Here is a 25,105-nt window from a genome sequence, read left to right as displayed (position 1 = left end):
TTCAAACCTTCAGGCGACAGCGTGCTCTGCCTTATAAAAATAAACGACTTAACTTACGTACCTTCGTTGGCTGCCATTTGAGTGACATCAAACATGGTATAAGACAGAGTAATCGTGTCGATAAAGTCCGGTGTATCGAGATCCACCAGGAATCTGACACCCATTTCTTTCTCCTCACCTGCCTCCAATGGTTGCTGGTTAAAACAGAAGCATTCTGTTTTATGAAAATAGTTAGTAGCCTCAAAAGGACTCACACTGGGCACCGCCTGACCAACCATGTTTTTGCCGGAATTGTTCCGTGCTTTAAAAAAAACGGTGACAGGTTCGCCAGGATGTACAGTCACAGATACAGTCTCCGGAAAAAAGTCCCATAGCATGCCTTCATTGTTATGGCTGAGAAACTGCACCTTGATGACTCTTTGAGCATCAACCTGTTGTGAAGTCTGAGTGTAAGGGCCACCCGTTCTGCCAGTAATACCAGTCAGATTGCATAACAGGTTATACATGGGCACCAGACCCACGAAGAGAAATAGAATCATCCCCACCACAACACCAAGCAAAATAACCACCACTCGGGTATGGTTTTCTGGCTTACTGGTTGTTGTTTCCATCAGTGTCCTCCATCCACTTTAGGTGGCGTAGTGAACGTGTGATAAGGGGCCGGCGATGGTACGGTCCACTCCAGACCTTCCGCCCCTTCCCAAGGTTTGGCGGGTGCTTTTTCACCTGAAAAAACACATTTGAAAACCACCAGCAAAAATACCAGCTGACTGATGCCGAACAGAAAGGCTCCCATACTCGAAATCATGTTGAAATCCGCAAACTGCAGGTTGTAGTCGGGAATCCTCCGGGGCATGCCGGCCAGACCAACAAAATGCTGCGGAAAAAACGTTATGTTGACACCAATGAACGATAACCAGAAATGTACTTTCCCAAGTGTTTCGTCATACATGTGACCGGTCCATTTTGGCAACCAATAGTAGGTGGCAGCCATAATCGAAAACACCGCGCCTGGAACCAGCACATAATGAAAATGGGCAACGACAAAATAGGTATCATGATATTGAAAGTCAGCCGGTGCGATTGCCAGCATCAATCCGGAAAAGCCACCAATGGTAAACAGAATCACGAACGCACAGGCAAACAACATGGGCGTCTCGAACGTCATCGACCCCCGAAACATGGTGGCTACCCAGTTGAAGACCTTCACCCCCGTAGGAACCGCGATCAACATCGTTGCATACATGAAAAACAACTCACCCACCAGCGGAATACCAACCGTAAACATGTGATGGGCCCAAACTATAAAGGAGAGGAATGCAATGGACGCAGTGGCATACACCATTGAGGTATAACCAAACAATGGCTTACGGGCAAACGCCGGAATGATTGCGGAGACGACCCCAAAAGCGGGCAGGATCATGATATAGACTTCCGGATGTCCAAAGAACCAGAACACATGTTGAAACAGAACGGGCGAACCACCACCGGCTGCATTGAAAAACGAAGTTCCGAAGTGGATGTCCATCAACATCATAGTTACCACACCAGCCAGTACCGGCATCACTGCAATGAGTAGATAAGCGGTAATCAGCCAGGTCCAGACAAACAATGGCATTTTCATAAATGTCATGCCTGGCGCACGCAGGTTAAAGATGGTTGCGATGATATTGATCGCACCCATAATCGATGAGGCACCCATAATGTGAATGGCAAAGATAAAATACGTGACACTCGGCGGTGCATAAGTCGTGGATAAGGGCGCATAGAAAGTCCAGCCAAAATTAGGAGCCCCACCTTCCATAAACAAAGTACTGGCCAGCATGGCAAAAGCAAACGGCAGAATCCAAAAACTCAGGTTGTTCATTCGGGGCAACGCCATGTCCGGCGCACCGATCATCATAGGGATCATCCAGTTGGCCAGGCCGACGAAAGCGGGCATGACCGCACCAAACACCATAATCAGTCCGTGCATGGTGGTCATCTGATTAAAAAATTCCGGTTGAACCAATTGCAGTCCCGGCTGAAACAGCTCAGCGCGAATGACCAATGCAAAGGTTCCACCGAGCAAAAACATGGAGAAACTGAACCAAAGGTACAATGTGCCGATGTCTTTATGATTTGTGGTAAATAACCAACGGGTCAGGCCTTTGGCCGGACCGTGGTGCTCTTCATGATGATCATGTTCATGGCTGATCGCAGTCATGTTTCACTCCTGTTGTCCGGACTTGAATTTAACGATATCCAGGGGCGCAACCATGTCCCCCATATTGTTACCCCAGGCATTACGTTCATAGGTAACGACCGCTGCAAGATCGACTTCCGACAATTGTTTTCCAAATGCCTGCATCGCAGTACCGTTAACACCATTCAAAATGATAGCGATGTGTTTATTGATATCACCGGTTGCCACAGCACTGCCCTTGAGCGCTGGGAACGCACCTTCAACTCCCATACCGTTAGCCTGGTGACAGGCAACACAGAATTGCCCGTAAACTTTTTCACCCCGATCGACGAGTTCAGTCAATGTCCAGGTTTTATTGGTTAATTCGGCCATTTTCCGTGCATCATCCTGTTTTGCGGCGAGCCAGGTTTGAAACTCTTCTGGCTCCCGAACATCAACAACAATCGGCATAAAGCCATGATCCTTGCCACACAGTTCTGCACACTGGCCACGATATAAACCAGCCTGCTCGACCTTGGTCCAGCTCTCATTAACAATTCCGGGAATAGCATCTTTTTTGACACCCAGTGCAGGCACCCACCAGGAATGAATCACATCATTGGAAGTAATTAGTAAGCGAACTCTCTGGTTAGTGGGAATTACCAGCGGTTCACTGACTTCAAGCAGATAGTTTTCATCTTTGGCGACTTTATTGGCAATTTGTTCAGGAGGAGTGGCAAGTGTGGAAAAATAAGCAACCTTGGCATCATTGGTATCACTGACATAACGATACTGCCACTTCCATTGGTAACCGACGATTTCGATCGTGACTTCGGCAGGTCCCCGCTCATAAATCTGAGCCAAAGTCCGGGCTGCCGGGATGGCCATAGCGATAAGGATAGCGAACGGAACGACAGTCCAGATAATTTCCACCAGGGTGCTTTCGTGAAAATTGGCGGCCTGCACACCTCTGGACTTGCGATGCATAAGCATGGAATAAATCATGATACCGAACACGATGATGCCGATACCAACGCAAACCCAAAAGATCAACATGTGTAAACGATAGACTGAGCGGCTGATTTCGGTCACTCCTTCAGTCATATTCCATCTGGATTCAGAATGACCGTGTGTCGATAGAACCCATATAAGCACACCGGCTGACAACCATAGCCAGGCTTTCAGTTTTTGCATTCTCCACCTCAGTTTTCTTAATTGTTATTGTACTTCTGGATTGGATTCGTTTTTGGGCAGGTAAGCGGCCTGCGTCAAAATGCAAACAAACCGGACTGATCTGTATTTTTAGCTTTCCACTCCTCCTTTCGGATGTGTTATTAAAACGTCAATGCCTTAATATCTTTTTGTATTAACATTGAGATAAATCAGTATAAACACCAAATTTAATGTGAATAAAGTGTTGATTAGTTTTTTTTATTCGTTCCAATTTGTATTTTTTTGAAAATCAAAGACTTAGAAGCAAGCAAACTGAGGCAATTCTGCTACTTTTAATGAGTAAGACCTGTTGTCAGTTGTTTATCGGTTTGAGTGTATGAAAATCTGGACAAACAGGTCCTTGGGCGATGTTCTGGCGCAGGTTGGATTTTTTGCACATATCATCGATCATCCGACCTTACTTCTGGGTCAGTGTTAGTATGAGTATTTTTCATTTATGTCCGTCCCGCAGTTAAGGGCTATCATTAAAGAAGCCATAGAGCTGGAAGATACCGCAGGATATATGCGCAAAATGGTGATGGCACGGTTAAATCTGTTGCATCACTGCGTACGCCTGCCGAGTGAAGATCCGGTTACCAAAATCGTTAACTTTGTAAAATCGTATATTGCTGCGCTGCCTGACTGTATCGCAGAGATCAGAGCCGTCTCCAGTCAGGCTGGCGTTTACAATTTTGTCGAACCGTTTTTAACCGTGGCAGAGGCGTTTATCGTATCGCCACCTTCGTTTACCCAAGGCCGGCATAGCCTGGATACACTGATCAGCGGTGCATACGTCACCCATCGGCTGATCGAGGAAGTCAATGATATTTTTATGTCACGAACCCGGTTTCCGCTGATACCTCTCGACATGACTATGTCGAACCTGCTGGTACATGAGCTGATCGGCGAACCCCATAGCAACGACCTTGATCAGACCGCCGAGGAACTGGTCAGGCAGATTACCGAAAAAACAGAGGTGTTTCAGAGTGAGGCATTTCAGCAGTTTGTTGCCAGCTCCCGGGAGGATACCCCCAAACACTGGGATTCTCTGACCATGGAACTGGATCTTGATCTGTTTGAAAAAGTACGCGCCTGACAACCGGGAGCATCACAACTCGGATGACGATCCCGGTGCTCCAGCCGACTAAGACAACTCGTTTACGAGCATCTGCTCCACTTGCTGACACGCCTGATTAAAACGATTCTGATCAGTGCTGTGAACCGTGATATGACCAATCTTCCGGCCCGGTTTTTCTGATTTGGCGTAGCTGTGCAGATTGACCGCCGGCAGAGAAAGAACCGCATTCATATCCGGCATCCGACCGATAATGTTATACATTGCAACATGTCCAAGCCGGTGGGTGCTGCCGAGCGGCATATCAGCAATGGCCCGCAGGTGATTCTCAAATTGACTGGTTTCCGCACCTTCAATGGTCCAGTGCCCTGAATTATGCACCCGCGGTGCAATTTCGTTAGCGATCAACTGATCTTCCTTCACGAAGAACTCAAACGTCAGCACCCCAACATAACCCAGTGCGTCCATCGCTTTATGAACATAGTCTTCTGCCTGCTGTTGCAGAGGATGCGCTTCTGTCACGACAGAACGATACAAGACACCCTGACGATGTTCATTATGAATGAGCGGATAAAACGCCGTCTGTCCATCGCGGCCACGAACACCGATGCAACTGACTTCATAGTCAAAATCAATAAACCCTTCCAGAATGAGCGGAACAGAACCCAGTTCTGCAAACGTACCTGCAACATCTGCAGCGGTCATAAGGCGTTTCTGACCTTTGCCGTCATAGCCCAGAGTGCGAGTCTTTACCACTGCCGGCAAACCAATATGCTGCACACCGTCTTCCAGGTCCTGCTGACAATCCACTGGAAACACCGGTGCGATAGGAATGGCGTTGTCTTTAAAGAGTGACTTTTCAAACCAGCGATCACGGGCAATACGCAGAGCCTTGGCATTGGGATACACTGGCAACCGCGCCGCAATCCGCTCAACGGTTTCCGGCGGTACACTTTCGAATTCAAATGTCACCAGATCTACTGCATCGGTCAGCGCGTCTATCGCAGCTGGATCATCATAAGCAGCATTCACGAGGTCTCCGACATGAGCAGCACAAGCATCTGCTGCCGGGTCCAGAAACGTCAATCTCATTGCCAGAGGCGTACCAGCCAATGCCATCATTCGGCCCAGCTGGCCGCCACCTACCACTCCGATTTTCATATCTACTCCATCAGCTGCCTGTGGTTCTGGGATCAGGGTTAGCCAGAACGGTTTCAGTTTGTTGCTTGCGATATTCGATCAGAGCTGTACGGATGTCGGGATATTTATTGGCGAGAATACTGGCCGCCAGTAATGCAGCATTGACGGCGCCAGCCCGGCCGATGGCCAGTGTTCCGGTAGGAATACCAGCCGGCATCTGCACGATGGACAGCAACGAGTCCACACCACTGAGCATGGACGACTGCACCGGGACACCCAGCACTGGCAAGTGAGTCTTGGCTGCGCACATACCCGGTAAATGCGCAGCCCCTCCTGCACCGGCAATAATAACTTCAATCCCCCGCTCTGCGGCCTGTTCAGCATACTCAAACAACAGATCCGGAGTCCGGTGAGCAGAGACCACCCTGGCTTCATGGGCGATACCCAGCTTTTCGAGTATTTGAGTACAGTGTTCCATGGTGGACCAGTCTGATTTGGAACCCATGATCACGCCAACCTTTATCGTCATTTGATTCTCCGCCATCGGTGTCAGGCGATGATTGCCTGTATGTTTTAGTGTTTGGTATGAGAGGAATTATCCAGGGAAACAATCCTGATGACCTGTTCATTTTCGTCATCGGCTGCTGGTGATACCCGGGTACTGAGTTCTTCCGGAGGATTGTCATAGAGTTCATCAGTAAAACCGCATTCAACGCACTCTCGCATCATGACGCGGCGCTGTTCGTCCCGCTCCGCACGAACAGCATCACTGGCACCGCATTTTGGGCAGACAGCCCCGGCAATAAAGCGTTTAACCATCGGTTTTACCCGTTCCTGAAAAGGCGCGCATTATAACAGTGGCAATCGATATTAAAAGGATAAAGGCAGGCGGGTGTCCACCGCCTGCCGCGAAGATCAGACTTTAAAACGACCAACCTGTTGCATCAGCTGCTGGGAATATTTCTGCATCACTTCCACAGACTCATTCACCGTGTTGGACAACTGAGTGGTCTCTTTGGTCAAATCAGACAACGTCACCAGATTGGTATTGATATCTTCGGCCACATGACTTTGTTCCTCTGTGGCAGTGGCCGTTTGCGCGGACATATCCCGGACTTTAATCGTGGCCTGAATGATAGAGTCCAAGGCGCTACTCGCATTGGCAGATAGCTCAACAGTCGACTGTGCCGCTCCCTCACTGGCTTTAACGTTCTCCACGGCACTCTGCACACCATTTCTAAGAGTGGTAATCATTTCCTGAATATCGGTAGTGGACTGCTGGGTCTTGCTGGCCAGATTACGTACTTCATCAGCGACCACCGCAAAACCACGACCCTGTTCGCCGGCTCTGGCAGCCTCAATGGCAGCATTCAGGGCCAACAGATTAGTCTGCTCAGCAATACCACGAATCACATCCAGGACACTGACAATATTATCGGAATTGGCAGACAACTCCTCCATGACTTTAGCCGCCGAACCAACTTGCGTGGAAAGCAAACTGATCTGATCAACCGACTTGCCAAGCGTGGATTTACCATGGTTGGTCAGCTCTTCTACTTCTGTCATTTCATGTGCGGTGCCACTGGCATTATTCGCAACTTCCCTGACTGCAGCACTCATTTCATTGATCGCCGTGACAATCAAGTCCATTGAATGAGTCTGTTCGCCGTTAAGATGTTTTGAGTTATGAACCACTTCAATCAGTCCGCTCATCTGATCCATAACTTTTTGAGATTGAGTTCGTACGGCAACAATCATGTCACGTAAGGAGCTCACGAAATCATCAAACTCTCTTGCCAGCCGGCCAACCTCATCTTCGCGGGTGCTGTTAATTTTTTTGGTCAAATCCCCTTCACCGGAATTAATTTCCCGAATGGCAGCAACAACCTGCAGAATACCTGCAGATATCCGACTGGGGGCTACCCAGGACAACACGGCACTGATGACAACAACAATCGCCACCAGAATGATCAACAGCTGGTTAAATGTATGTGAATAATCGCGAACTTCCACCTGTTCAGCCGCAATCAATTGATCGGCCAGTTCCCCTGCAAGGTTATAAAATTCCCGAAGATCAGAGAAATTTTGTTGACCTTGACCATAATATAACGCTTTTGCGCTTTCGAGATCCTTGCGTTCGAGCAGCTGAAAAACCTGATTGTTGTTCTGTTTCCAGGATTGAAACTGCTGCTCAAACTTGCTGATATTTAACTTGTCGGCAATGCCCGGTATATCCTTCATAATCTGCCAGTATTGCTGCATTCGATCATAAGCCTGTTGAACATTTTCGACGGAATCCGCTCGCGATTGTTCAAAGCCGGTTTTGTCATCGGTATAATCAAAAGCCTCTTTTGATGCAACGAGTGCCTGATATAAATCCCGGTCAGCATTGAGAACCAGAGATAGAGCAGGGGCATAATTGCTGCCAAAAGCAACGATATCTTTCTCAAGATACCTCACCAGATTGATACTCATGACAGCAACAAACACGAAAAAAATCGTTTGAATACTGAAAATCAGTGTGTATTTTCCACGAATTGTTCTTAACCAATTCATTGATCGACCCCTCTCTACTGCTTTAGCTACTAATTAGTATAGATAAGATCTGATGATCAACAGTCCTGTAACAGGAAAATGAATGAAAAAAAAGAAAAACCGAATGTGGCCAACATGAAAATACACTTCTCTCACACTGATTTCATTGTTGTCGACAAACCATCAGGACTTCCCGTTCATGGTGATCAGGCTAACAATGTGGTCGACCTGTGGCGACAACATCTGGGACAAGAGGTATTCCCTTGTCACCGACTGGATAAAGATACCAGTGGGCTATTATTACTGGCCCTAAACACCGAAGCAGCCGCTGAGTTATCGCAACAGTTTTTCCTGCGTAAAGTGGAAAAATACTATTTTGGAGTCAGTACTGCACGCCCGAAAAAATCCCAGGGGAAAGTTATAGGTGACTTGAAGAAATCACGCAACGGAAACTACAAGTTAACTAGAGAACTAAAAAACCCAGCGGTTACATATTTTTTTAGTCGTGGATTAAAGCCAGGATATCGGGCACTGTTGTTTAAACCATTAACCGGACAAACACATCAACTACGGGTCATTGCCAAATCTCTCGGCGCACCGCTGCTTGGCGATCCTCGTTATGATGGAAATAATGCAGACCGGATGTACCTGCATGCCTGCTATTTGAAGTTTGATTATCAACAACAATCCTATGCGAACTGGCTGCCACCAGACACAGGTGATCTATTCAAAGAACTGCTGTTACCAGAAGATGATCCTTGGCGTCATCCGGAGCAGCTTGACTGGCCGGTTTAAGATGACCCCTGACGGGCACGGGCTGCCCGCAAAAACTGATCATCAAAACGCCGTTCCATCGGCATAAAGACATGCTTATGGCGATAGGGAAGCAACTGTCGCATACTGTTGAATCCGCACGCAGTAAAAATACGATCAGCCAGTTCAAACCACGGATGCGCCGGCCAGGCATGAATATGATCGATATCAACCGGCAGCTGTGACGGCCGAACAGGTGACAACAGCAGTTGCTTCGGCTGCAGACCTTCTTCCTCGGCCATACTCCCAGCCAGTGCCAGCAACGCCTTTATTTCGTCTTCAGGACCACTGTGAACAATCAACCACAGGGGCGTTTCGGTATTGTCCCGACGATCAGGCGTCATCGTCGGTCCTGGCAGCGGATCCTGCAAAGTCAATTCAAGCATGTTCTCTGAACGTTCTGCCAGGGCCTGATGATGGACTGCTGTCAGGGCTTCAACCACATATGTGACATGGTAGGCTGGTAACTTGCCCTGAAACACTTTCTGATATTGCGACCAGCGTAACAGGCGAGCGACATGTAACAGCCGGATCCCCTCTGGGAATGGAAAATCACAGAGTTCGCCAAACAGCCCGGCAGGAAATGCATCGACTACAATCTGTCGATAAACTTGTTGTTCGAGGCTTTGCGTCAGCCACTGACGCAGGAGTGTTGGATTCTGTGACATGGTTTCAGGAGGCGACAAAACCTGCAGTTCCGGTCCGAAGCCTGCCAATGAACCGGATGTCGGTTGCGTAACAGCGAGCGTCACCGGCCCGCGGATATCCAGTGTATTGATCAATGCCCTGGCGCGGGTATAGTGCCCGAGGCCACCGCCAAGGGCATAAATAAAGGTCACAATGCCTGCCGGATCATGATTTCGGCAACCAGGATATAACGGAGTTCATCACTGATTCGCTGATCCAGCAAAGCCCCGTAAGCGGAGGAGAGCTGCAGCTCATCGGTCCGATAACGCACAATCTTATCGTTATCCTTCACACGAATGCCCTTACGTTCAGGTTCGATTTGAACCTGCCCCAGGAACTGCTCCTGACCAAAACCATCCACTTCGTACACTTTCAGCTTTTCGTCCTTACGTTTGATCTTCAACGGACGATCTTCATTGTTGTTCACAATAATTTTGAGCTTTTCGAGATCCCCTTTGACCTTGATCTCGCCTGACTGATTAGGGATACGCAGTTTGAACTTTTCAGCGCCATCACTCTTGATCTCAGCAACCAGCTGACCATTGCCATCAAAGTACTGGCGTTTGTCTCCTTTGTTGACAGAGTGCAGAACGAGACGACCGGTCTCGCACTGACAACGGATGCTGACCTGATCCTTGGTAAGCGTGAATTCACTGCGTACATTGCCCTGACCATCTTCCAGCGTCCAACTCCACGCAATTGCCATGGGTGACCACATCAGCAGACAAAGCGCTAAAAATTTGCTCAATAACCTCATTCCATTACTCCCTGATTACCCGTAGATGATTTGCAAGTTTGCTCTGCCCAAGTTCTGCAACAAGCAACTGCTCATAACGATTCAACTCTATATTCTGATTCAAACAGTCCGCAACCAGGGACTGACAGGCCTCGGACAAAGACTGATGCTGTCGCTCTCCAGTACTACAGGCGGAATTGATGGCTCGGGCACAATCATCAGTATGACCAGGGGCAAACAAATAACCGTGTCGACCATCCTCCAGCATATCGGCCATGCCTCCAGCCCTGGATGCCAGCATTGGGGTACCCAGCGCGGCGGCCTCCAGCATGACATTGGGCATGCCATCATAGTAGGAGGGAATACAAACATAGTCACAAGCGAGATAGTACGGAATCAGTGAATAGCGATCCGCAAATGGAATATGGGTATAACTCAGCTGCGGGGTTTGTTGATTCAACTTGTCATTCAGGTCAGGCTCCATATCCCCGACAATCAGCAAGTGCACTTCAGATGCCCGCCCGGAACGTAATAATGCATCAATAAAATAACCGCCGCCTTTCTTGCGTTTGATATGACCAAACATACCCAACACTGTGACATTGCGGTTTCCCTGCCACTGATCCCGTAAAGCAACGGCCTGATCCCGGTCAGAAGATAAGGGCTGCCAGGATTCCTGATCAATGCCGTTGGCAATCCAATCAACTGCAACGTCAGGCCAGAGACCGGCAATGCGAGTCAGCTTGTCCTGAGACACCACCACAACCCTGGCAGATGCCTTCAGGGCCCGTTCCAGCACCCCGACCCGTTTAACGTCGAAAACCGCCGTATCGAAGTCATTACCACGAATCAACGTAAACAGTGGTTTTTGCAACCAGCCGGCAAACACGGGAGCCGCCAGCATGGGGACATAACCACCAAATGCGACAATGCCATCGTATTCGCCACTACCCAGATAAGGCAGCGCGCACCAAAGACAGTTCAGAGTATGGTTGATGTCCGTTTCCAGGGGGCAACGAATGTCCACCCCGGCCAGTTTTTTCTGCGCATCCAGCTCCGTCCAGCGACTGCTGAAATGGACCAGATCAATCCGCCATCCACGTTTTCTCAAGCCCGATACGATACGGTCGCAACTTTGCGCCATGCCACCCTGCTGAGGGTGGTAATTCTGTGTTAACCAGAGTAGAGATCCTGACATATGTGCAATCCCTAACTGTCAAACAGACTGGGGGCATCATCATCCTGAGCATCGTCACGGATCTCTGCAGCCGAGGAAAATGCCGCTACATCGTCACTATCAAACGTTTGCTGATTATCCAGCGGATTATGATCATGATAAGAATGGTAATAATGACGACGATAACCATAAGCCCAAATCATAGAATCACTGTCATCGCCTTCGGCAATATGATTACCGGCTTCATCTTCTTCGCCGGCTTCATCCTGCACGGCAGCGCAGTCTGTACAGAGCATCTGACCTTCAACCTCAACCAGGTGCAGACCACAAACGGCACATCCACATTGTTCGCAGAGCCCCTCGGAAGGATCTCCGCACTGACGCAATACAAAAAAACCTGCTTTTACCTCACATGCTGACATGGTTTCACCCCTGTGGTTCTAAGCATTTAAATAGGTTTGACACCCCCAACAACAGCTCCCTGAACGGCAGCGGCATACCGGGTTGCTGGGTTATTGGTAAGACTTGACGACTTTTCAGCACCGTTCTCCGCTCCCCTTGTCTGACCTGCAATTTGGCAGCACCATCGTTGAGCTGATAGCGGTTATGTTTAAAACTGAGAGAGAACTCCAGGCGCGTGCGGCATTTATATTTGGTCTTAAATTTGATTTTGCCGCGAGCATTTTTTTTCCGGATTTTGCGCTGACGCACGATTTCCTGAACCTGCCAGGAAAGCACACTGTTGTCACACAAGGTCAGTTGCCCCTGACACCAGGGATCCTGAAACAAAGATTCTTCCACTTTGGGGTATTGTTTTCCGGCAGCGGTGTGGCGAACTCGTTTGGACACCTGATCAAATCCTCGCAAATCCAGCTCCATAGACAAAGGCTGATCCGGATGGGAATCCTGCTGCAGCACCGCCAGGAAAGGCAGAAGGGTTTGGCGGAGCCGGTCAAACAGCTTCTGATGTTTACTCATTGCAATCAGAAACACAATATCCAGCACCAACAGTCCGACCATCAATGGGATGATTGGCCAGCTCTGTATCACGGCAACGACCCCAATCACCACAATCGCAACCAACAGATAAATGCTCATTTTCGCCAGCTTGGCTCTTTTGCGTCCCTGCGCCTGAAGATATCGAAAGCGCCGCAGCCAGTCCTCAATGCGGTATTCACCGCTGTAGTGATGCTGATCCAGCAGCGTATGGTAAAACCGTTTCAAATCTTCTTTGGTGACCGTTTTTCCAGTCATAACATTACTTCTCCTTTAACAGCTCCATATGTATTCTTCCCAGTCGTTCATTGGCCTGCGACCACAGAAACCCATTTTCAATCGTCTGTCTGGCCGCATGTCCCAGTTGAGTAACGGTGTCGGGATATTCCAACAAAACCCTTAACGCCCTGGCCAGTTCCGAGGGGCGCTCCGGGGCAATCAGATAACCATTCTCGCGGTGCCGGATTAACTCGTGTACCACCGGCAGATCGGAAGCCACGACCGGCACACCTGCGCCCATGGATTCGAGAATTTTTAACGGGCAGCAACCTTGTTCGATATTGCGAGGGCATTCAGTCAACGGCGCAACCGTCAGGTAAGCATTGCTGATCCAGGGTGCCAGCTGTTCTTTGGATAACTGAAAATGCCATTGCACGTGATTTTCCAGCCCCAGTCGCTGCACCAGTTTCTGATAAGCCTTGGCACGCCTGGACTTGACCGAGCTACAGATGACCAGCTGTAAATTCGGCAAATCCTGCAGCTGACGCCAGGCCTGCAACAGTACATCCAGTCCCTGCCAGTCCTGCACGGCACCAAAATATAAAACATACCGTGCCGGTGCCTCTGCCGGGCGGGGTTGTAACGGCGTAATACGGGTGCCATTGGCAATCACTTCAATACGCGTTCCCGACACCCCCCGGCGAATTAAGTGAGTACGAATAATCGTTGACGGCACCACTATCCGGGTGGCCTGGTCCAGACACTCATCTTCCATTTTCCGAAGCTTGTGCAGGGTTGCTGCAGAAACATTGGGAAATGCTGCCGGCAGCTCAATTGAAGGCAAACCGTTGACTTCATAAATGGTTGCAAAGCGCCCCTCGCCATGACGTAACACCGGCACTCCGCTCCAGGGGTCACGGAACTGGGCTATTTTCAGACTATCCTTCAATCCATTGTTCAAAATCTTCGATAATTCAGCACTGAAGGACAGTGCCCGGTGCAGGTAGTTTTCCACCAACCCGCCAAAGCGCAAAATTTCGATATTGCCGGGTTCGCGCTGATAGCGGGGCAATTCTTCATTGCCAAGGGTATAAAGCAGTCCACCACCAGCACGATCAAACAGAGTGCCCGCAGCCTGATGGATATGGGTGGCAGCCCCTTTGGCGGACGGGTAGACATCAAATGCAGAATACAGAGACGGATGAGCCTTCAGTGTGATGGTCATGATTACAACAGATAGTTAGGTCCACAGAACAATGATTGTGGCAGCGGGCTGCCGGCCGGGAAGGAATAGTAGCAGACATTACTGTCTGTGGCAGGGGTATCCAGGTCATGGATTTTCAACAATGACCCGGATACTGGAGATGACTCAGGCGGCTTTAATACCGGAATGACGCAACAGCGCATCCACTGAAGGCTCACGGCCACGGAAATTCTTGAACAACGTCATGGCATCCTCACTGCCACCTTTTTCCAGGATTTCACGCCGGAAGCTGAGGCCGGTTTCAGCATTAAACACCCCTTCTTCCTCAAACCGCGAAAAGGCATCGGCACTAAGCACTTCCGCCCATTTATAACTGTAATAGCCGGCAGCATAACCTCCCCCGAAAATATGGCTGAAACTGTTTTCGAACCGATTTTCCGGCAAAACAGGCACCACGCAGACCCGGTCACGAACTGAGTCGATCACCGTGCGTATCCATTCCGGATGACCATGTCGATACTGGGTATGGAGTTCAAAATCGAACAATGCAAACTCAAGCTGACGGACTGTTTGCATGGCGGACTGGAAGTTCTTGGCAGCCAGCATTTTATCGAGCAGGTCCTTCGGCAATGGCTCTCCGGTTTCAAAATGACCGGAGATAAATGCCAGAGCCTCGGGTTCATAGCAGAAGTTCTCCATAAACTGACTGGGAAGTTCAACCGCATCCCAGGCAACACCATTGATACCTCCCACCGCCGAAACCTCCACTTGGGTCAGCATATGATGGATCCCGTGACCAAACTCGTGAAACAGCGTGGTCACTTCCATATGTGTCAACAGCGCCGGCTTGTCACCCACCGGGGCGGTAAAGTTACAGGTCAGATACGCCACTGGCAGCTGGCCAGGTATACGGGAACGGCACACGTCCATCCAGGCGCCGCCGCGCTTGCCCTCACGGGCATAAAGATCCAGATAAAAGCTGGCAATATGTTCACCCTGACTGGTGATTTCAAACAGCTTCACATCCGGATGATAGGTATCGAAATCCTGCTGCTCGCGAAATTCTACCGCGAATAATCGTTGCGCCGTTTGAAACAGACCGTCAATAACCCTGTTTACCGGAAAATACGGCTTCAGTTCTTCCTGGGAAATACTATAGCTGTGTTGCTTGAGTTTCTCAGATGCATAGGCAACATCCCAGGGATCCAGCTTACTGACGCCCAGATTCTGACGGGCATACGCAGTCAGCTCGGCAAACTCCTCTCCAGCCTGGGGATAGGATTTGTCAGCCAGCTCATTGAGGAAATCCAGCACCTGCTTGGGTGACTTGGCCATTTTCTTGGCCAGCGACAATTCTGAATAGTTGCCATATCCCAGCAAATCGGCTTCTTCGGTACGCAGATCAAGAATCTCAGCCATCACTGCAGCATTGTTCCACTGACCGGCATTCGGCCCCTGGTCAGATGCACGGGTTGAAAACGCGGTGGCCACTTCACGGCGCAGGCTGCGATTATCTGCATAGGTCATGACCGGCAGATAGGATGGAAACTCCAAGGTGATCAGCCAACCATCCTTACCTTTATTTTTGGCATTCTGTGCCAGAGTCGCCAACGCTGATTCGGGCAGCCCGGCGAGATCTTTCTGATCAATGATGTGTTTGCTCCATCCCTGCGTGGCATCCAGTACATTTTCCTGGAATTGACTGCCGAGTTTGGACAGACGCTGAGCGATTTCGGCATACCGGCTCCGCTGCTCCTGTGGCAGACTGATACCGGAGAGTTTGAAATCCAGTAATGCATTTTCCACCGCTTTACGGGCCGGCCGGTCGAGTTTGTCCAAATCAATCTGCTGATATTTTCGGCACAACCCTTCGTTCTGATAGAACTCAGTACTGTAGGCAGACATCATCTCCAGGGCCTGTTTATAGGCTTCACGGAGTTCTTCGGAATCTTTCACATACGCCAAATGACCTATCGGAGACCAGGCCTGCTCCAGTCTGTCGGTCAGTTGCTGAATCGGATTCAGGAACGTTTCCCAATCGGGCGTTTCCGGACTGTTGACCAATTCATTGATTTCAGCTCGGTTCTGTTCGATCAACTGACCGATCGCCGGCACCACATGCTCAGCGCGGATACGACTGAAAGGCGGCAGACGGTGGGATTCCAGAAGCGGATTACTCATGATCGTTTCCTTTTTGTAAGATGGAAAAATAAATGGTGCCGGGGTTCAACGGCCCGAAAATAAAAATGATAATTCCTTCAAATAACAGGTTGACGCCATGGAATCAAGAAACTACTCTTCCAGCCATGAACACATTCACTTCTTTATCACTACTACGACTGCCCCTGCTACTAGGTCTATAAAACGACCTGGCAATCGGTGTTTTGCCTCACAACTCCAACACCAATGTTCAAAAATCAAAGCAGACGGTTGAAAACGAAGTGAAATCAAATCCCCTTATTCTCAAGCTCCAAAAACTCATTCTGTTACGACTGCGACTGATGCGCGGTTGTCTGACCTGGAATGTGGTGTCAGACAGCCTTCCTCATTCAAGCCACACGACGTTATCGTTTCAACATCATTTTATTTAGAGTTTCGGAGCTACCATGACCAACACAGGCTACAACTTTCGCAAATACCGACCATTCCAGACATTGAATCTGACCGACCGCACCTGGCCCAACAATACGATTACCAAAGCCCCGATCTGGTGTTCCGTTGACTTGCGTGACGGCAATCAGGCATTGGTGGAACCCATGACCGTCGAGCAGAAAACCCGCATGTGGAATTTGCTCGTGAGTATGGGGTTCAAGGAAATAGAAGTGGGTTTCCCTTCAGCCTCTCAGCCCGATTACGACTTTGTCCGGAAAATCATTGATGACGGGCTGGTGCCGGAAGATGTCACCATTCAGGTACTGGTTCAGGCCCGTGAGCATTTGATCAGCAAAACCTTCGAAGCGCTCAAAGGCGCCAAAAAAGCCATCGTTCATGTTTATAATTCAACCTCCACCACTCAGCGCGAGAAGGTCTTCCGTCTGGATCGCCAGGGCATTACCGATATTGCCGTCCAGGGCGCCAAATGGGTGAAGGAATACGCTGCCAAACATCCGGATACCGACTGGCGGTTTCAGTATTCTCCGGAGAGTTTTACCGGTACCGAGATGGACTTTGCCGCCGATGTCTGTAATGCCGTCATTGAAGTCTGGCAACCCACCCCCGAAAAGCCCTGCATCATCAATTTACCGGCCACTGTAGAAGTCAGTACTCCGAATGTCTTCGCCGACCAGATTGAATGGATGTGCCGCCATCTGCATCATCGTGAGGCCGTCATCGTGTCGGTGCATACTCACAATGACCGTGGCACCGGCGTGGCTGCCTCCGAACTTGGCTTGTTGGCCGGTGCTGACAGGGTGGAAGGTACTTTGTTCGGCAATGGTGAGCGGACCGGCAACCTCGACATCGTCACCATGGCCATGAACCTCTACTCTCAGGGGATTGATTCCGGTATCGATTGTTCAAACATGGATGACATCATCCAGACCTATAAATACTGCAATCAGTTGGAAGTACATCCTCGTCATCCTTACGCTGGTGAACTGGTCTTTACCGCTTTCAGCGGCAGCCATCAGGATGCCATCCGCAAGTGTCTTTCAGATCAGCAGCATGAATCCCATTGGAATGTGGCCTACCTGCCAATCGATCCATCCGACCTCGGCCGTAAATACGAAGAAGTCATCCGGATCAACAGTCAGTCCGGTAAGGGCGGCGTCACCTATGTGATGGAAAAAGATCATGGCTATCGTCTGCCAAGACCCTTGCAGATTCACTTCAGTCAGGTGATTCAACGGGTATCCGAACAGACCCAGAAAGAGGTCAGCCCACAGACCATCTGGGAAAATTTCCGCAGCTCCTATGTTGAGGTGGATGCTCCATTCTCTCTCAAGGAATACAACATTCAGCGGGATGTGGATAAACAGACTGATCAGATCAAAGCCGTTATTGATGGTGAAGGTCAGAAACGGGTACTGACCGGTACCGGTAATGGTCCTATTTCCGCCTTTGCCAGCGCAGTGCGCAAACAGATGGGTATCGAGTTCGAACTGGTCGATTATAACGAACATGCCATCGGTGAAGGTGAAGACACTATGGCGGTGACTTATATGCAGATCCGGGTAAACGGCAATGTCTGTTTCGGTGTGGGCGAAAACCCCGACATCGTTATGGCATCACTCATTGCATTGTTACATGCAGTGAATAATGCGGTGAAAGCCGGCTGGGTTACGCCAATCAGCGAAGGGCAAAGCGCCTGATATCACGCTCATGACAAAAGTGGTTCTCGTCTGAAGAGAGCCACTTTTTGTTCAACCTTTTTTCGCCTGATTACCGTTTAGCCGGTTTGAGATCTGCGAAAACGCCAACGCCCCTGGCACCCGACTCTTTTAACCTGTTTACTCCGGCTTCATGCACATCTTCTCCGTTAACCACACCATGCCAACAAACGATCCCGCGAATTGTGTATGTTCAAGGTCTTGGCTAGACTTCGCCGCGAAAACCACACGGTAACGCAGACGGGAGGGGTATATGCCTCGGTTGAAGATTGCAGTTATTCCAGGAGACGGTATTGGCAAGGAAGTGATACCCGTGGGTATCAAAGCACTGGAAGCAGCGGGCAGACAGTTTGGAATCGACTTTGACTGGGTCCATTTCGACTGGTCCTGTGAGACCTATCATCGAACCGGACGCATGATGCCGGAAGATGGTATCGAGCAACTCAGCGGGTTTGATGCTATCTATCTTGGAGCAGTCGGTTATCCGGGAGTACCCGATCACATTTCCTTATGGGGACTGCTGTTACCCATCCGCCGGGCGTTTGATCAGTACGTCAATCTGCGCCCGGTACGCCTGTTTGAAGGGGTGCCCTGCCCACTGGCAAGCAAGCAACCTGGCGATATTGATTTCCTGGTGGTACGTGAAAATGTGGAAGGTGAATATTCGTCAATCGGGGGCATTCAGTATGAGGGCACCGAACATGAAGTCGTGGTTCAGCAGAGTATTTTTACCCGCAGAGGCACGGATCGAATCATCGATTATGCCTTTAAGATGGCACAGAGCCGTACAGCAAAACACCTGACATCCGCCACCAAGTCCAATGGCATTTATCATTCCATGCCATTCTGGGATAAACGCGTGCAGGAAATGGGAAAAGCCTATCCCGATGTTCGCGTGGATCAGTATCACATAGATATTCTGACCGCTCATTTCGTGCGCATGCCTGAGCATTTTGACGTGGTCGTCGGATCAAATCTGTTTGGGGACATTCTGTCTGATCTGGGTCCGGCCTGCACCGGCACGATTGCCATCGCACCATCGGCCAACATCAATCCTGAAAAACAGTTTCCATCCATGTTCGAGCCGGTTCATGGTTCAGCTCCGGATATTGCCGGACAGGGCATTGCCAATCCCTTGGGTACTATCTGGGCTGGTGCCATGATGATGCAACATCTGGGTTACCCGGACGTTCACGATGTCTTGCTGCGAGCAATAGAAAACGTACTGCGAACAGCGCAGACCCTGACCCGGGACATGGGCGGCAACGCCGGCACTGAGGCGCTGGGTAACGCGGTGATTGCAGAAATCGGTTGAGCCTGGGAATACCCGCGAAAGATCAGAATCTTCCGCGGACAAAATGATCTTGGATCGTCTAATCCGTCAGCGGCTCAATGTCCTTTGTGCTTCATACTTTAGCGGACCGGGTTGCCATGCAGAGATACCCGGTACGATATCCGCCCCGAGCTTAACGCCCATGGTCACCGAGTTGGAGCCAGACAACAACCGGTACAGGGTCAGCCCCATATTGGTGGTACTGACAGACAAGGGAATGGTCACATTCTGGGTCTGGCCCTGACGCAGGTTAATTTGTTTCAGCGCGCCATCCGTCAGGGATTTGCCGTTGGCCATCAAATCGTAGTTCACCGACTTGAGGTTCACATCAAAGATATTCGGGTTGGTGACATCCAGATCGACCTTGAGTTTTGCACCACTCAGACTGATTGATTCGAGACTGATATCTTTAAGACTGATCTGTGGCAGTCGGGGAACCGGCAGCGAACCGGTAAATTTCAATGGCAGACCAAGCTTGCCGAGCACCGGAACATCGACAAATACGGTACCATCCAGGGCATAATTCAGCGCATTCTCGTTGGCAATACTGCCCACCGCAGCGATGACATCCTGATACTTCAGAGTCACCGGCAGCTGCATTTTGTTACGACCATTGGCCGGAATCGCCAGCTTTGAATCCGGCTGACTGACAGCCGCAAGGCGATGACCATCAATGGCCATATTCATATCAAATCCGACCGTGTGCAGGGTAAAGGGATTGGGATTGGTCAGCACCACGTCCACCAGTACGGTTGCCTGATCCAGAGAGAGTGATTTAACGGATGCACTGGTGACGGAAGCTTGGGGTTTCTGTACATCGGCAATCTGCTGAAGCGAGCTGCAGGCAGTGAGTGCAGTAAGAATGAGCAGGCACAACGGTGTATAAAACCGGCGCAATTGACGTGCAGACATAATGATCCCTTAGGGTAGTTAAACAGCACTGGGAGTCTAACACCGCGAAGGTTCGGGTATGAACTATGATTTATGGTTCGTTCAGACAACCGCCAGATAATCCTGAATGATAAACGCGACCACCTCGCTGGTGAGGTACCCCAGTTCTGAAAAGCGCTTTTTCTTTTGATAAGCCACCAATAATTCATAGCTTCTGACCGGATCATCATCGGGCAACATATTGGCGTCCATGAAACCAATTTCCTTGAGTGCTTCCTGGAGCAATAAGGCCACCTCTTTTTTCTCCTCTGGCCGGTAACGGAGATTGATTGAAGTTCCCCACTCGGAGATCAGCGCATTCAAATGTGCCATTCTGACCAGAAACTGCTTCTGTAATGCCAGATATTTGCTTTTATAAGGCAAAGTATCCGCCAGCTGTAACTGTAATTGCGATAACTGTTCCCGGGTATCGGCCAGAGCGAGCGTCACTTCATCATAGCCGGGTTGCTGCAGCTGCAATTCTTGAGTGAGCTGGGTGACTTCCTGTTCCGCTTGCTGCAGCTTGTGCTGTATTTCCGGCAACTCTTTCAAAGTCGCAACAATGTCCTGAGCTGAACGATCCGCATAGATATCCTCAAGCTCGGTTCTGGCCAGCACAATCATGTCCGGTCTGTGATTGTTACTGAAAAAATCCGTCTGACTGAACATATAGATAACGGCGGTCACCAACTCCAGTACCAGCGTGGTAAACAACTTGTTGAGATATTGTTCCTTAATAGACAGTTTTTGGATAATTCCCAACAGGGTGACTATGGCGGTTACAGTGAAAATGAAAAGCACTACATAAAACAGCCAGCTTTCTCTGTCCATTCAGACTTTCCTTTTACGGTCATTGAGGAGACATCGCATCATGCCGCATAACAGCAGAACGAACAAATACCCATGACACGGTTTCGATCAGAAGCGGTTAGCGGGCTACCCGCTATCGGCAAATATGCTCCGGCCCGGTCGAAGCTGATTCTGCGCAAAGATATAAATACATGACAAAGATGTTCACCATTATGTGAATACTGGTTCAAAAGGATGATTCATCAATTAGTCGTAGACGAGTGCTTTTTAGCGATTTGAACGGTTTTATGGGCTCAGATTCAAGGGATTGACGCTGGTATTTCCCGGATAAATACCGGCCATCAACCACTGCCCCTGATCGCGTTTCAGATGGTAAATCACATCCAGATGATCCACCTCTCCGGGCTTACGGACCGACGTGGATGCTGAGGCCTTGAATGCCGTCAACAAATTATCGAGCTGTTGTTCATCCGGTTGAATGGCATGAAAATCCGGATCAAAGTATTGCGCAAATGCCCGACTGGATTCGGCCGGCACATAAGGTTCCACACTGATAAATACCAATCGGCTGTGATCCGGATGACGAGCATTGCGATGCATGGCACTCATATTGGCCAGCGCTACCGGACATACCGTACTGCAACTGACAAATCCGAAATACACCAACGCCTCATCACTGTCCTGAAGAATACTGTCCACCTGATCAATGGGCCGATTTGGGTGCAGGCCATTACCGAGACCAGACAACCAGCCGGCGATAAACAGCCAGAAAAAAGTCAGTGGCGGCAGAATTATCCAACCCAAACGACGTTTGAGACGCTGATCCATCATCGCCAGTTAATCGGCTTTCAAATGACGTTGCATCTGGTGAATGACCTCACTGACCTGGTTTGACGCTTCCTGAATAGTGGCAATCATGGAAGACTGCTGATCGGTATTGGCAGCGATATTTTCCACACAACGTTCAGCCGCAGAAGTATCTTCACCAATGGCTCGCATCGCGTCGGCCGCCGCTTTGGAGATATCCAGGGTAGCCGCCAGACTTTTGGAAAGTTTCTTGATCTCATCCGACAAACCATGGAAATCCGTTGACAGTGTTTGGGTCTGGTTTGAATAGGTTGATATATCCCGATTAATATTTTCAATACTGCGGGAAATCTCTGCTGCCGTATCGCTGATTTCCATAGTGCTTTCATGGGTACGCTGAGCCAGGTTTCTGACTTCGTCTGCCACCACCGCGAATCCCCGCCCGGCATCACCGGCCCGAGCAGCCTCAATGGATGCATTCAATGCCAACAGATTGGTCTGATCGGCAATTCCGGCAATAATGCTGACAATGTCATCAATCGCCGCAGCACGTGACTTCAGATTATTCAGGTTACTTTCCAGACTCTTGGTTTTGTCGGTCAGCTGACTGGCGCTTTCAGCATGATGATTCATCTGATCCGCCAGCTGATTCGCCACCGATGTATCCTGAAGGATATGTTCTGAAGATGAATTAACACTTGCTATCGTAGTACTGGAAAGGTCTTTGGCATGGATGCTCTGACCACCGGCTTCGCTGCAGGCATGTTTTTGCTCGCGGATACTGTCGGCCATAACCGCTACAGAATGGATCAAATTCTGGTTTAGATGTTTAAGCGCCTGATTGCTGTCAGTCAGTGATACCAACACGGCTTCGCGCTCCGCCGACTGTTTTGACAACAACTCATTACTGACAACGTTGTGAATAAATTCGCTGCTGTTACCCCGAATGATATATATCATCACAGCCCCTTGTGCCACTACAAACGCAGCATGCAGCAACACAATGTTAAAACCATGCCCGTAGTTGAATATGATGACCGGCATACCGGCAAAAGTTGCACCCTGCACCTGCAGATAGTGAACAATAATATGGTGGACAGCGATGGCAGTAGCAGATACCAGTAACGGCACGATACTTTTATATCGAGCCATAATGGCCAGCACACCGAAGATGTGGAAATGGTATTCGATCCGTCCCAGATGCTGCTGTATAAACACCATCGAAAAACCCATCATCGCGAAAGCGATAACCACCTGGCTCTGAGTACTGCCAGGCGCAAGTTTGTAAGCACTGTAGGAAGCGAGAAAAAGCCCGCCTCCTGAAATCATACCAAACCAATAAGTACTGAATTCCGCTGCCATTATGGTAGCAGCCATCAACCAGTGACCTGCAAGCAAGAACAAGAACAAACGATCCGCCTGAACGTTATCCTCTATCAGTTTGTTCTTACTTAAATCATCTGCAACGGTCATTTTTTTCCTCGCAGTAATAATAGTTTTCCAATTTACCTCTGGCTCAGCGTAGACGAATTACGGGTTTTGTCACTAACCGGCCAACTACGCGCCACGCCCCGGCCGGTTAAGATTCAGAATAATCCAATCGAACGACTGCGGTGTCATACAAACGTAGGAACTCCCCCACTTCTGCAAGTACCGGCTAATGGCTTCAGTTATCCTCGATGATCGGGACTCTCATCACTGTCTCCGCCCATCTCCGCTTTGATCCAGCGCACGAAGCGCTGAATGTCCGGGCGATTGAAGGTATTGCGAGTACAAATCAGATAATAGTTGTGTTTGGCTCGAATACTAACCTCGAATAACCGCACCAGACGCCCGGCACGCAAATCGTCAGCGGCCAGCACGCTGCTGCCAAGGGCTATTCCCTGCCCGTCCATCGCCGCCTGCAATACCATGCTCGACATACTGAAGCGCGGACCGTTAACCACTTCGAGACCTGCTACACCCGCCGATGCCAACCACTGACTCCAGCCTGGAAAATCTCGGTCATCGGCACGCCCTCCGAAATGTAGCAGCGTCTGGCCGGCCAGGTCCGACGGGTGTGCAAAACGGTGACCGCGCTCCAACAGCCGGGGACTGCAGACCGGGAAGAGCTCCTCGTCGGTGAGCAGTTCAAGGTGCAACCCCCTTTCCTTGGGAGGACCGTAACGGATCGCAAGGTCCACGTCCTCGAGGGAAAAGTCCACCAGGCGCGTCGATGCATCAACCCGCAGGTCAATATCGGGATGGCCACGACGGAACAGTTCGAGTTTGGGCAACAACCACTTGGCACCAAATGAGGGTGCGACGCTCACCGTGATCAGTTTCTGGTTACCGAACTCCTGCGCCTTGATCACAGCCTGGTTGAGTAGTTCGAAAGCCTCCTCGACGAGCGGCAGCACCTCGCGTCCGGCTTCGGTCAGCCGGACTGACTTGTTCTGACGCTTGAACAAGTCGACACCGATGAATTCCTCCAGCAGCTTGATCTGCTGGCTGACAGCACCGGTGGTGACATGCAGTTCATCTGCAGCCTTCTTCAGGCTCTCAAGACGCCCGGCGGCCTCGAAGGTGCGCAGAGCCTTAAGTGGCGGCATTCGTCTCATCGGAAACCCTTTTGATGTAGAAAATATAAAACGTACTAGTGCAACGTCTGTTTGTTTAAAACCCAACCGCATCTTTTAGCATGCTATCGAGTTTCAATAATTTGATTTAGCAATTCTAGTCCTAATAGTGATTGGATGTCAGCAGCCAGCGAAACGTGGCCGTCTCGTAAGGCAACTAAAACAACAATCACTCAACATCATAATCCATTGTTTTATATGGTTTATTTTTTATTCCACACGAAAAATCAAAACCTTCCAGCCCATTGATTTGAGCAATATCGGAGGCTAGCACTCGTCGCAGTTCAGACACCGAAAAAATCGCAATCATGTTTTTGTTTA

At 49.7% G+C, this 25,105-nt stretch carries 23 protein-coding genes; 4 read left to right on the top strand and 19 right to left on the bottom strand.

All coding sequences use genetic code 11. The features are described from left to right. Positions 1 to 53: 53 nt before the first annotated feature. Genes YC6258_RS03160 through coxB form a run of 3 tightly spaced genes read right to left on the bottom strand, consistent with a single transcriptional unit; the run spans position 54 to position 3,358 of the window. Positions 54 to 611, bottom strand: coding sequence for a cytochrome c oxidase assembly protein (locus tag YC6258_RS03160; RefSeq protein WP_044615762.1), 558 nt, complete (start codon positions 609 to 611; stop codon positions 54 to 56). Beyond that, a complete protein-coding gene (ctaD, locus tag YC6258_RS03155) occupies positions 611 to 2,206 on the bottom strand; it encodes a cytochrome c oxidase subunit I (RefSeq protein ID WP_044615761.1) in 1,596 nt (531 codons plus the stop codon). The genes YC6258_RS03160 and ctaD overlap by 1 nt, the downstream gene beginning before the upstream one ends. A 3-nt stretch (positions 2,207 to 2,209) precedes the next feature. Next, positions 2,210 to 3,358: a cytochrome c oxidase subunit II gene (gene coxB, locus YC6258_RS03150; RefSeq protein WP_044615760.1), complete on the bottom strand. Its 1,149-nt coding sequence runs from the start codon at positions 3,356 to 3,358 to the stop codon at positions 2,210 to 2,212. Between the two features lie 475 nt (positions 3,359 to 3,833). Between coxB and YC6258_RS03145 the strand changes: the two genes are divergently transcribed. Further along, positions 3,834 to 4,472 carry a hypothetical protein gene (locus YC6258_RS03145; protein WP_052830024.1) on the top strand — a complete coding sequence of 213 codons (639 nt, stop codon included), beginning with the start codon at positions 3,834 to 3,836 and terminating at the stop codon, positions 4,470 to 4,472. Between the two features lie 48 nt (positions 4,473 to 4,520). On the opposite strand, the gene YC6258_RS03140 is transcribed toward YC6258_RS03145, so the two are convergent. The 4 genes from YC6258_RS03140 to YC6258_RS03125 all read right to left on the bottom strand — a co-directional run bounded on the left by YC6258_RS03140 (position 4,521) and on the right by YC6258_RS03125 (position 8,147). Next, a complete protein-coding gene (locus YC6258_RS03140) occupies positions 4,521 to 5,612 on the bottom strand; it encodes a 5-(carboxyamino)imidazole ribonucleotide synthase (protein WP_044615759.1) in 1,092 nt (363 codons plus the stop codon). A 10-nt stretch (positions 5,613 to 5,622) separates the two neighbouring features. Then, positions 5,623 to 6,120, bottom strand: a complete 498-nt coding sequence (gene purE, locus YC6258_RS03135; RefSeq protein WP_044619683.1) for a 5-(carboxyamino)imidazole ribonucleotide mutase — start codon at positions 6,118 to 6,120, stop codon at positions 5,623 to 5,625. 44 nt (positions 6,121 to 6,164) lie between these two features. Continuing rightward, complete coding sequence (locus YC6258_RS03130; RefSeq protein ID WP_044615758.1) at positions 6,165 to 6,410, bottom strand: YheV family putative zinc ribbon protein; 246 nt, start codon at positions 6,408 to 6,410, stop codon at positions 6,165 to 6,167. 96 nt (positions 6,411 to 6,506) lie between these two features. Next, a complete protein-coding gene (locus YC6258_RS03125; RefSeq protein WP_044615757.1) occupies positions 6,507 to 8,147 on the bottom strand; it encodes a methyl-accepting chemotaxis protein in 1,641 nt (546 codons plus the stop codon). A gap of 114 nt (positions 8,148 to 8,261) precedes the next feature. On the opposite strand from YC6258_RS03125, the gene YC6258_RS03120 reads away from it, so the two are divergent. Next, complete coding sequence (locus YC6258_RS03120) at positions 8,262 to 8,921, top strand: pseudouridine synthase (protein WP_044619682.1); 660 nt, start codon at positions 8,262 to 8,264, stop codon at positions 8,919 to 8,921. Here the strand turns inward: YC6258_RS03120 and YC6258_RS03115 are convergent. From YC6258_RS03115 to prlC, 7 genes are all read right to left on the bottom strand, one after another. Beyond that, entirely contained in the window at positions 8,918 to 9,778 is an 861-nt protein-coding gene (locus YC6258_RS03115) for a hypothetical protein (protein WP_044615756.1), read from the bottom strand. The genes YC6258_RS03120 and YC6258_RS03115 overlap by 4 nt on opposite strands. Then, entirely contained in the window at positions 9,775 to 10,374 is a 600-nt protein-coding gene (locus YC6258_RS03110; protein ID WP_144407542.1) for a hypothetical protein, read from the bottom strand. Before YC6258_RS03110 ends, YC6258_RS03115 begins: the two co-directional genes overlap by 4 nt. Before the next feature lie 13 nt (positions 10,375 to 10,387). After that, entirely contained in the window at positions 10,388 to 11,560 is a 1,173-nt protein-coding gene (locus YC6258_RS03105) for a glycosyltransferase family 4 protein (protein ID WP_082070536.1), read from the bottom strand. Positions 11,561 to 11,571: 11 nt separating this feature from the next. Next, positions 11,572 to 11,961 carry a hypothetical protein gene (locus YC6258_RS30490; protein ID WP_044615754.1) on the bottom strand — a complete coding sequence of 130 codons (390 nt, stop codon included), beginning with the start codon at positions 11,959 to 11,961 and terminating at the stop codon, positions 11,572 to 11,574. 4 nt (positions 11,962 to 11,965) lie between these two features. Continuing rightward, positions 11,966 to 12,793, bottom strand: a complete 828-nt coding sequence (locus YC6258_RS03095) for a hypothetical protein (protein ID WP_044615753.1) — start codon at positions 12,791 to 12,793, stop codon at positions 11,966 to 11,968. Between the two features lie 4 nt (positions 12,794 to 12,797). Further along, on the bottom strand, positions 12,798 to 13,979 hold the full coding sequence (locus YC6258_RS03090) for a glycosyltransferase family 4 protein (protein WP_044615752.1): 1,182 nt from the start codon (positions 13,977 to 13,979) through the stop codon (positions 12,798 to 12,800). A 144-nt stretch (positions 13,980 to 14,123) separates the two neighbouring features. Continuing rightward, a complete protein-coding gene (gene prlC / locus YC6258_RS03085; RefSeq protein WP_044615751.1) occupies positions 14,124 to 16,139 on the bottom strand; it encodes an oligopeptidase A in 2,016 nt (671 codons plus the stop codon). Between the two features lie 425 nt (positions 16,140 to 16,564). On the opposite strand from prlC, the gene leuA reads away from it, so the two are divergent. Next, positions 16,565 to 18,268, top strand: a complete 1,704-nt coding sequence (leuA, locus tag YC6258_RS03080; protein ID WP_044615750.1) for a 2-isopropylmalate synthase — start codon at positions 16,565 to 16,567, stop codon at positions 18,266 to 18,268. 271 nt (positions 18,269 to 18,539) lie between these two features. Beyond that, a complete protein-coding gene (locus tag YC6258_RS03075) occupies positions 18,540 to 19,601 on the top strand; it encodes a tartrate dehydrogenase (protein ID WP_044615749.1) in 1,062 nt (353 codons plus the stop codon). A gap of 66 nt (positions 19,602 to 19,667) precedes the next feature. Here the strand turns inward: YC6258_RS03075 and YC6258_RS03070 are convergent, their stop codons facing one another. The 5 genes from YC6258_RS03070 to gcvA form a co-directional block, all read right to left on the bottom strand. Then, positions 19,668 to 20,531, bottom strand: coding sequence for an LEA/WHy family protein (locus tag YC6258_RS03070; RefSeq protein ID WP_044615748.1), 864 nt, complete (start codon positions 20,529 to 20,531; stop codon positions 19,668 to 19,670). Positions 20,532 to 20,612: 81 nt separating this feature from the next. After that, entirely contained in the window at positions 20,613 to 21,380 is a 768-nt protein-coding gene (locus YC6258_RS03065; protein WP_044615747.1) for a hypothetical protein, read from the bottom strand. 264 nt (positions 21,381 to 21,644) lie between these two features. Further along, complete coding sequence (locus YC6258_RS03060) at positions 21,645 to 22,190, bottom strand: SCO family protein (protein WP_082070535.1); 546 nt, start codon at positions 22,188 to 22,190, stop codon at positions 21,645 to 21,647. A gap of 6 nt (positions 22,191 to 22,196) precedes the next feature. Next, positions 22,197 to 23,639, bottom strand: coding sequence for a methyl-accepting chemotaxis protein (locus tag YC6258_RS03055; protein ID WP_044615745.1), 1,443 nt, complete (start codon positions 23,637 to 23,639; stop codon positions 22,197 to 22,199). Between the two features lie 197 nt (positions 23,640 to 23,836). Continuing rightward, complete coding sequence (gene gcvA, locus YC6258_RS03050; RefSeq protein ID WP_245627005.1) at positions 23,837 to 24,757, bottom strand: transcriptional regulator GcvA; 921 nt, start codon at positions 24,755 to 24,757, stop codon at positions 23,837 to 23,839. Between the last annotated feature and the right edge of the window lie 348 nt (positions 24,758 to 25,105).

The sequence above is a fragment of the Gynuella sunshinyii YC6258 genome (assembly GCF_000940805.1).
Classification (GTDB): domain Bacteria; phylum Pseudomonadota; class Gammaproteobacteria; order Pseudomonadales; family Natronospirillaceae; genus Gynuella; species Gynuella sunshinyii.
The sequence above is the reverse complement of the archived record's forward strand: the minus strand, read 5'-3'. Positions and strand labels throughout refer to the sequence as shown.

Excerpts from the sequence above, each read along its gene's own strand:
- YC6258_RS03105 (WP_082070536.1), bottom strand. The coding sequence starts at position 11,560 with ATGTCAGGATCTCTACTCTGGTTAACACAGAATTACCACCCTCAGCAG.
- YC6258_RS03055 (WP_044615745.1), bottom strand. The coding sequence starts at position 23,639 with ATGACCGTTGCAGATGATTTAAGTAAGAACAAACTGATAGAGGATAAC.
- purE (WP_044619683.1), bottom strand. The coding sequence starts at position 6,120 with ATGACGATAAAGGTTGGCGTGATCATGGGTTCCAAATCAGACTGGTCC.
- gcvA (WP_245627005.1), bottom strand. The coding sequence starts at position 24,757 with ATGCCGCCACTTAAGGCTCTGCGCACCTTCGAGGCCGCCGGGCGTCTT.
- prlC (WP_044615751.1), bottom strand. The coding sequence starts at position 16,139 with ATGAGTAATCCGCTTCTGGAATCCCACCGTCTGCCGCCTTTCAGTCGT.
- YC6258_RS03075 (WP_044615749.1), top strand. The coding sequence starts at position 18,540 with ATGCCTCGGTTGAAGATTGCAGTTATTCCAGGAGACGGTATTGGCAAG.
- YC6258_RS03060 (WP_082070535.1), bottom strand. The coding sequence starts at position 22,190 with ATGATGGATCAGCGTCTCAAACGTCGTTTGGGTTGGATAATTCTGCCG.
- YC6258_RS30490 (WP_044615754.1), bottom strand. The coding sequence starts at position 11,961 with ATGTCAGCATGTGAGGTAAAAGCAGGTTTTTTTGTATTGCGTCAGTGC.
- YC6258_RS03065 (WP_044615747.1), bottom strand. The coding sequence starts at position 21,380 with ATGGACAGAGAAAGCTGGCTGTTTTATGTAGTGCTTTTCATTTTCACT.
- ctaD (WP_044615761.1), bottom strand. The coding sequence starts at position 2,206 with ATGACTGCGATCAGCCATGAACATGATCATCATGAAGAGCACCACGGT.
- YC6258_RS03090 (WP_044615752.1), bottom strand. The coding sequence starts at position 13,979 with ATGACCATCACACTGAAGGCTCATCCGTCTCTGTATTCTGCATTTGAT.
- YC6258_RS03145 (WP_052830024.1), top strand. The coding sequence starts at position 3,834 with ATGTCCGTCCCGCAGTTAAGGGCTATCATTAAAGAAGCCATAGAGCTG.
- YC6258_RS03125 (WP_044615757.1), bottom strand. The coding sequence starts at position 8,147 with ATGAATTGGTTAAGAACAATTCGTGGAAAATACACACTGATTTTCAGT.
- YC6258_RS03070 (WP_044615748.1), bottom strand. The coding sequence starts at position 20,531 with ATGTCTGCACGTCAATTGCGCCGGTTTTATACACCGTTGTGCCTGCTC.
- YC6258_RS03140 (WP_044615759.1), bottom strand. The coding sequence starts at position 5,612 with ATGAAAATCGGAGTGGTAGGTGGCGGCCAGCTGGGCCGAATGATGGCA.
- YC6258_RS03160 (WP_044615762.1), bottom strand. The coding sequence starts at position 611 with ATGGAAACAACAACCAGTAAGCCAGAAAACCATACCCGAGTGGTGGTT.
- YC6258_RS03095 (WP_044615753.1), bottom strand. The coding sequence starts at position 12,793 with ATGACTGGAAAAACGGTCACCAAAGAAGATTTGAAACGGTTTTACCAT.
- YC6258_RS03130 (WP_044615758.1), bottom strand. The coding sequence starts at position 6,410 with ATGGTTAAACGCTTTATTGCCGGGGCTGTCTGCCCAAAATGCGGTGCC.
- coxB (WP_044615760.1), bottom strand. The coding sequence starts at position 3,358 with ATGCAAAAACTGAAAGCCTGGCTATGGTTGTCAGCCGGTGTGCTTATA.
- YC6258_RS03120 (WP_044619682.1), top strand. The coding sequence starts at position 8,262 with ATGAAAATACACTTCTCTCACACTGATTTCATTGTTGTCGACAAACCA.
- leuA (WP_044615750.1), top strand. The coding sequence starts at position 16,565 with ATGACCAACACAGGCTACAACTTTCGCAAATACCGACCATTCCAGACA.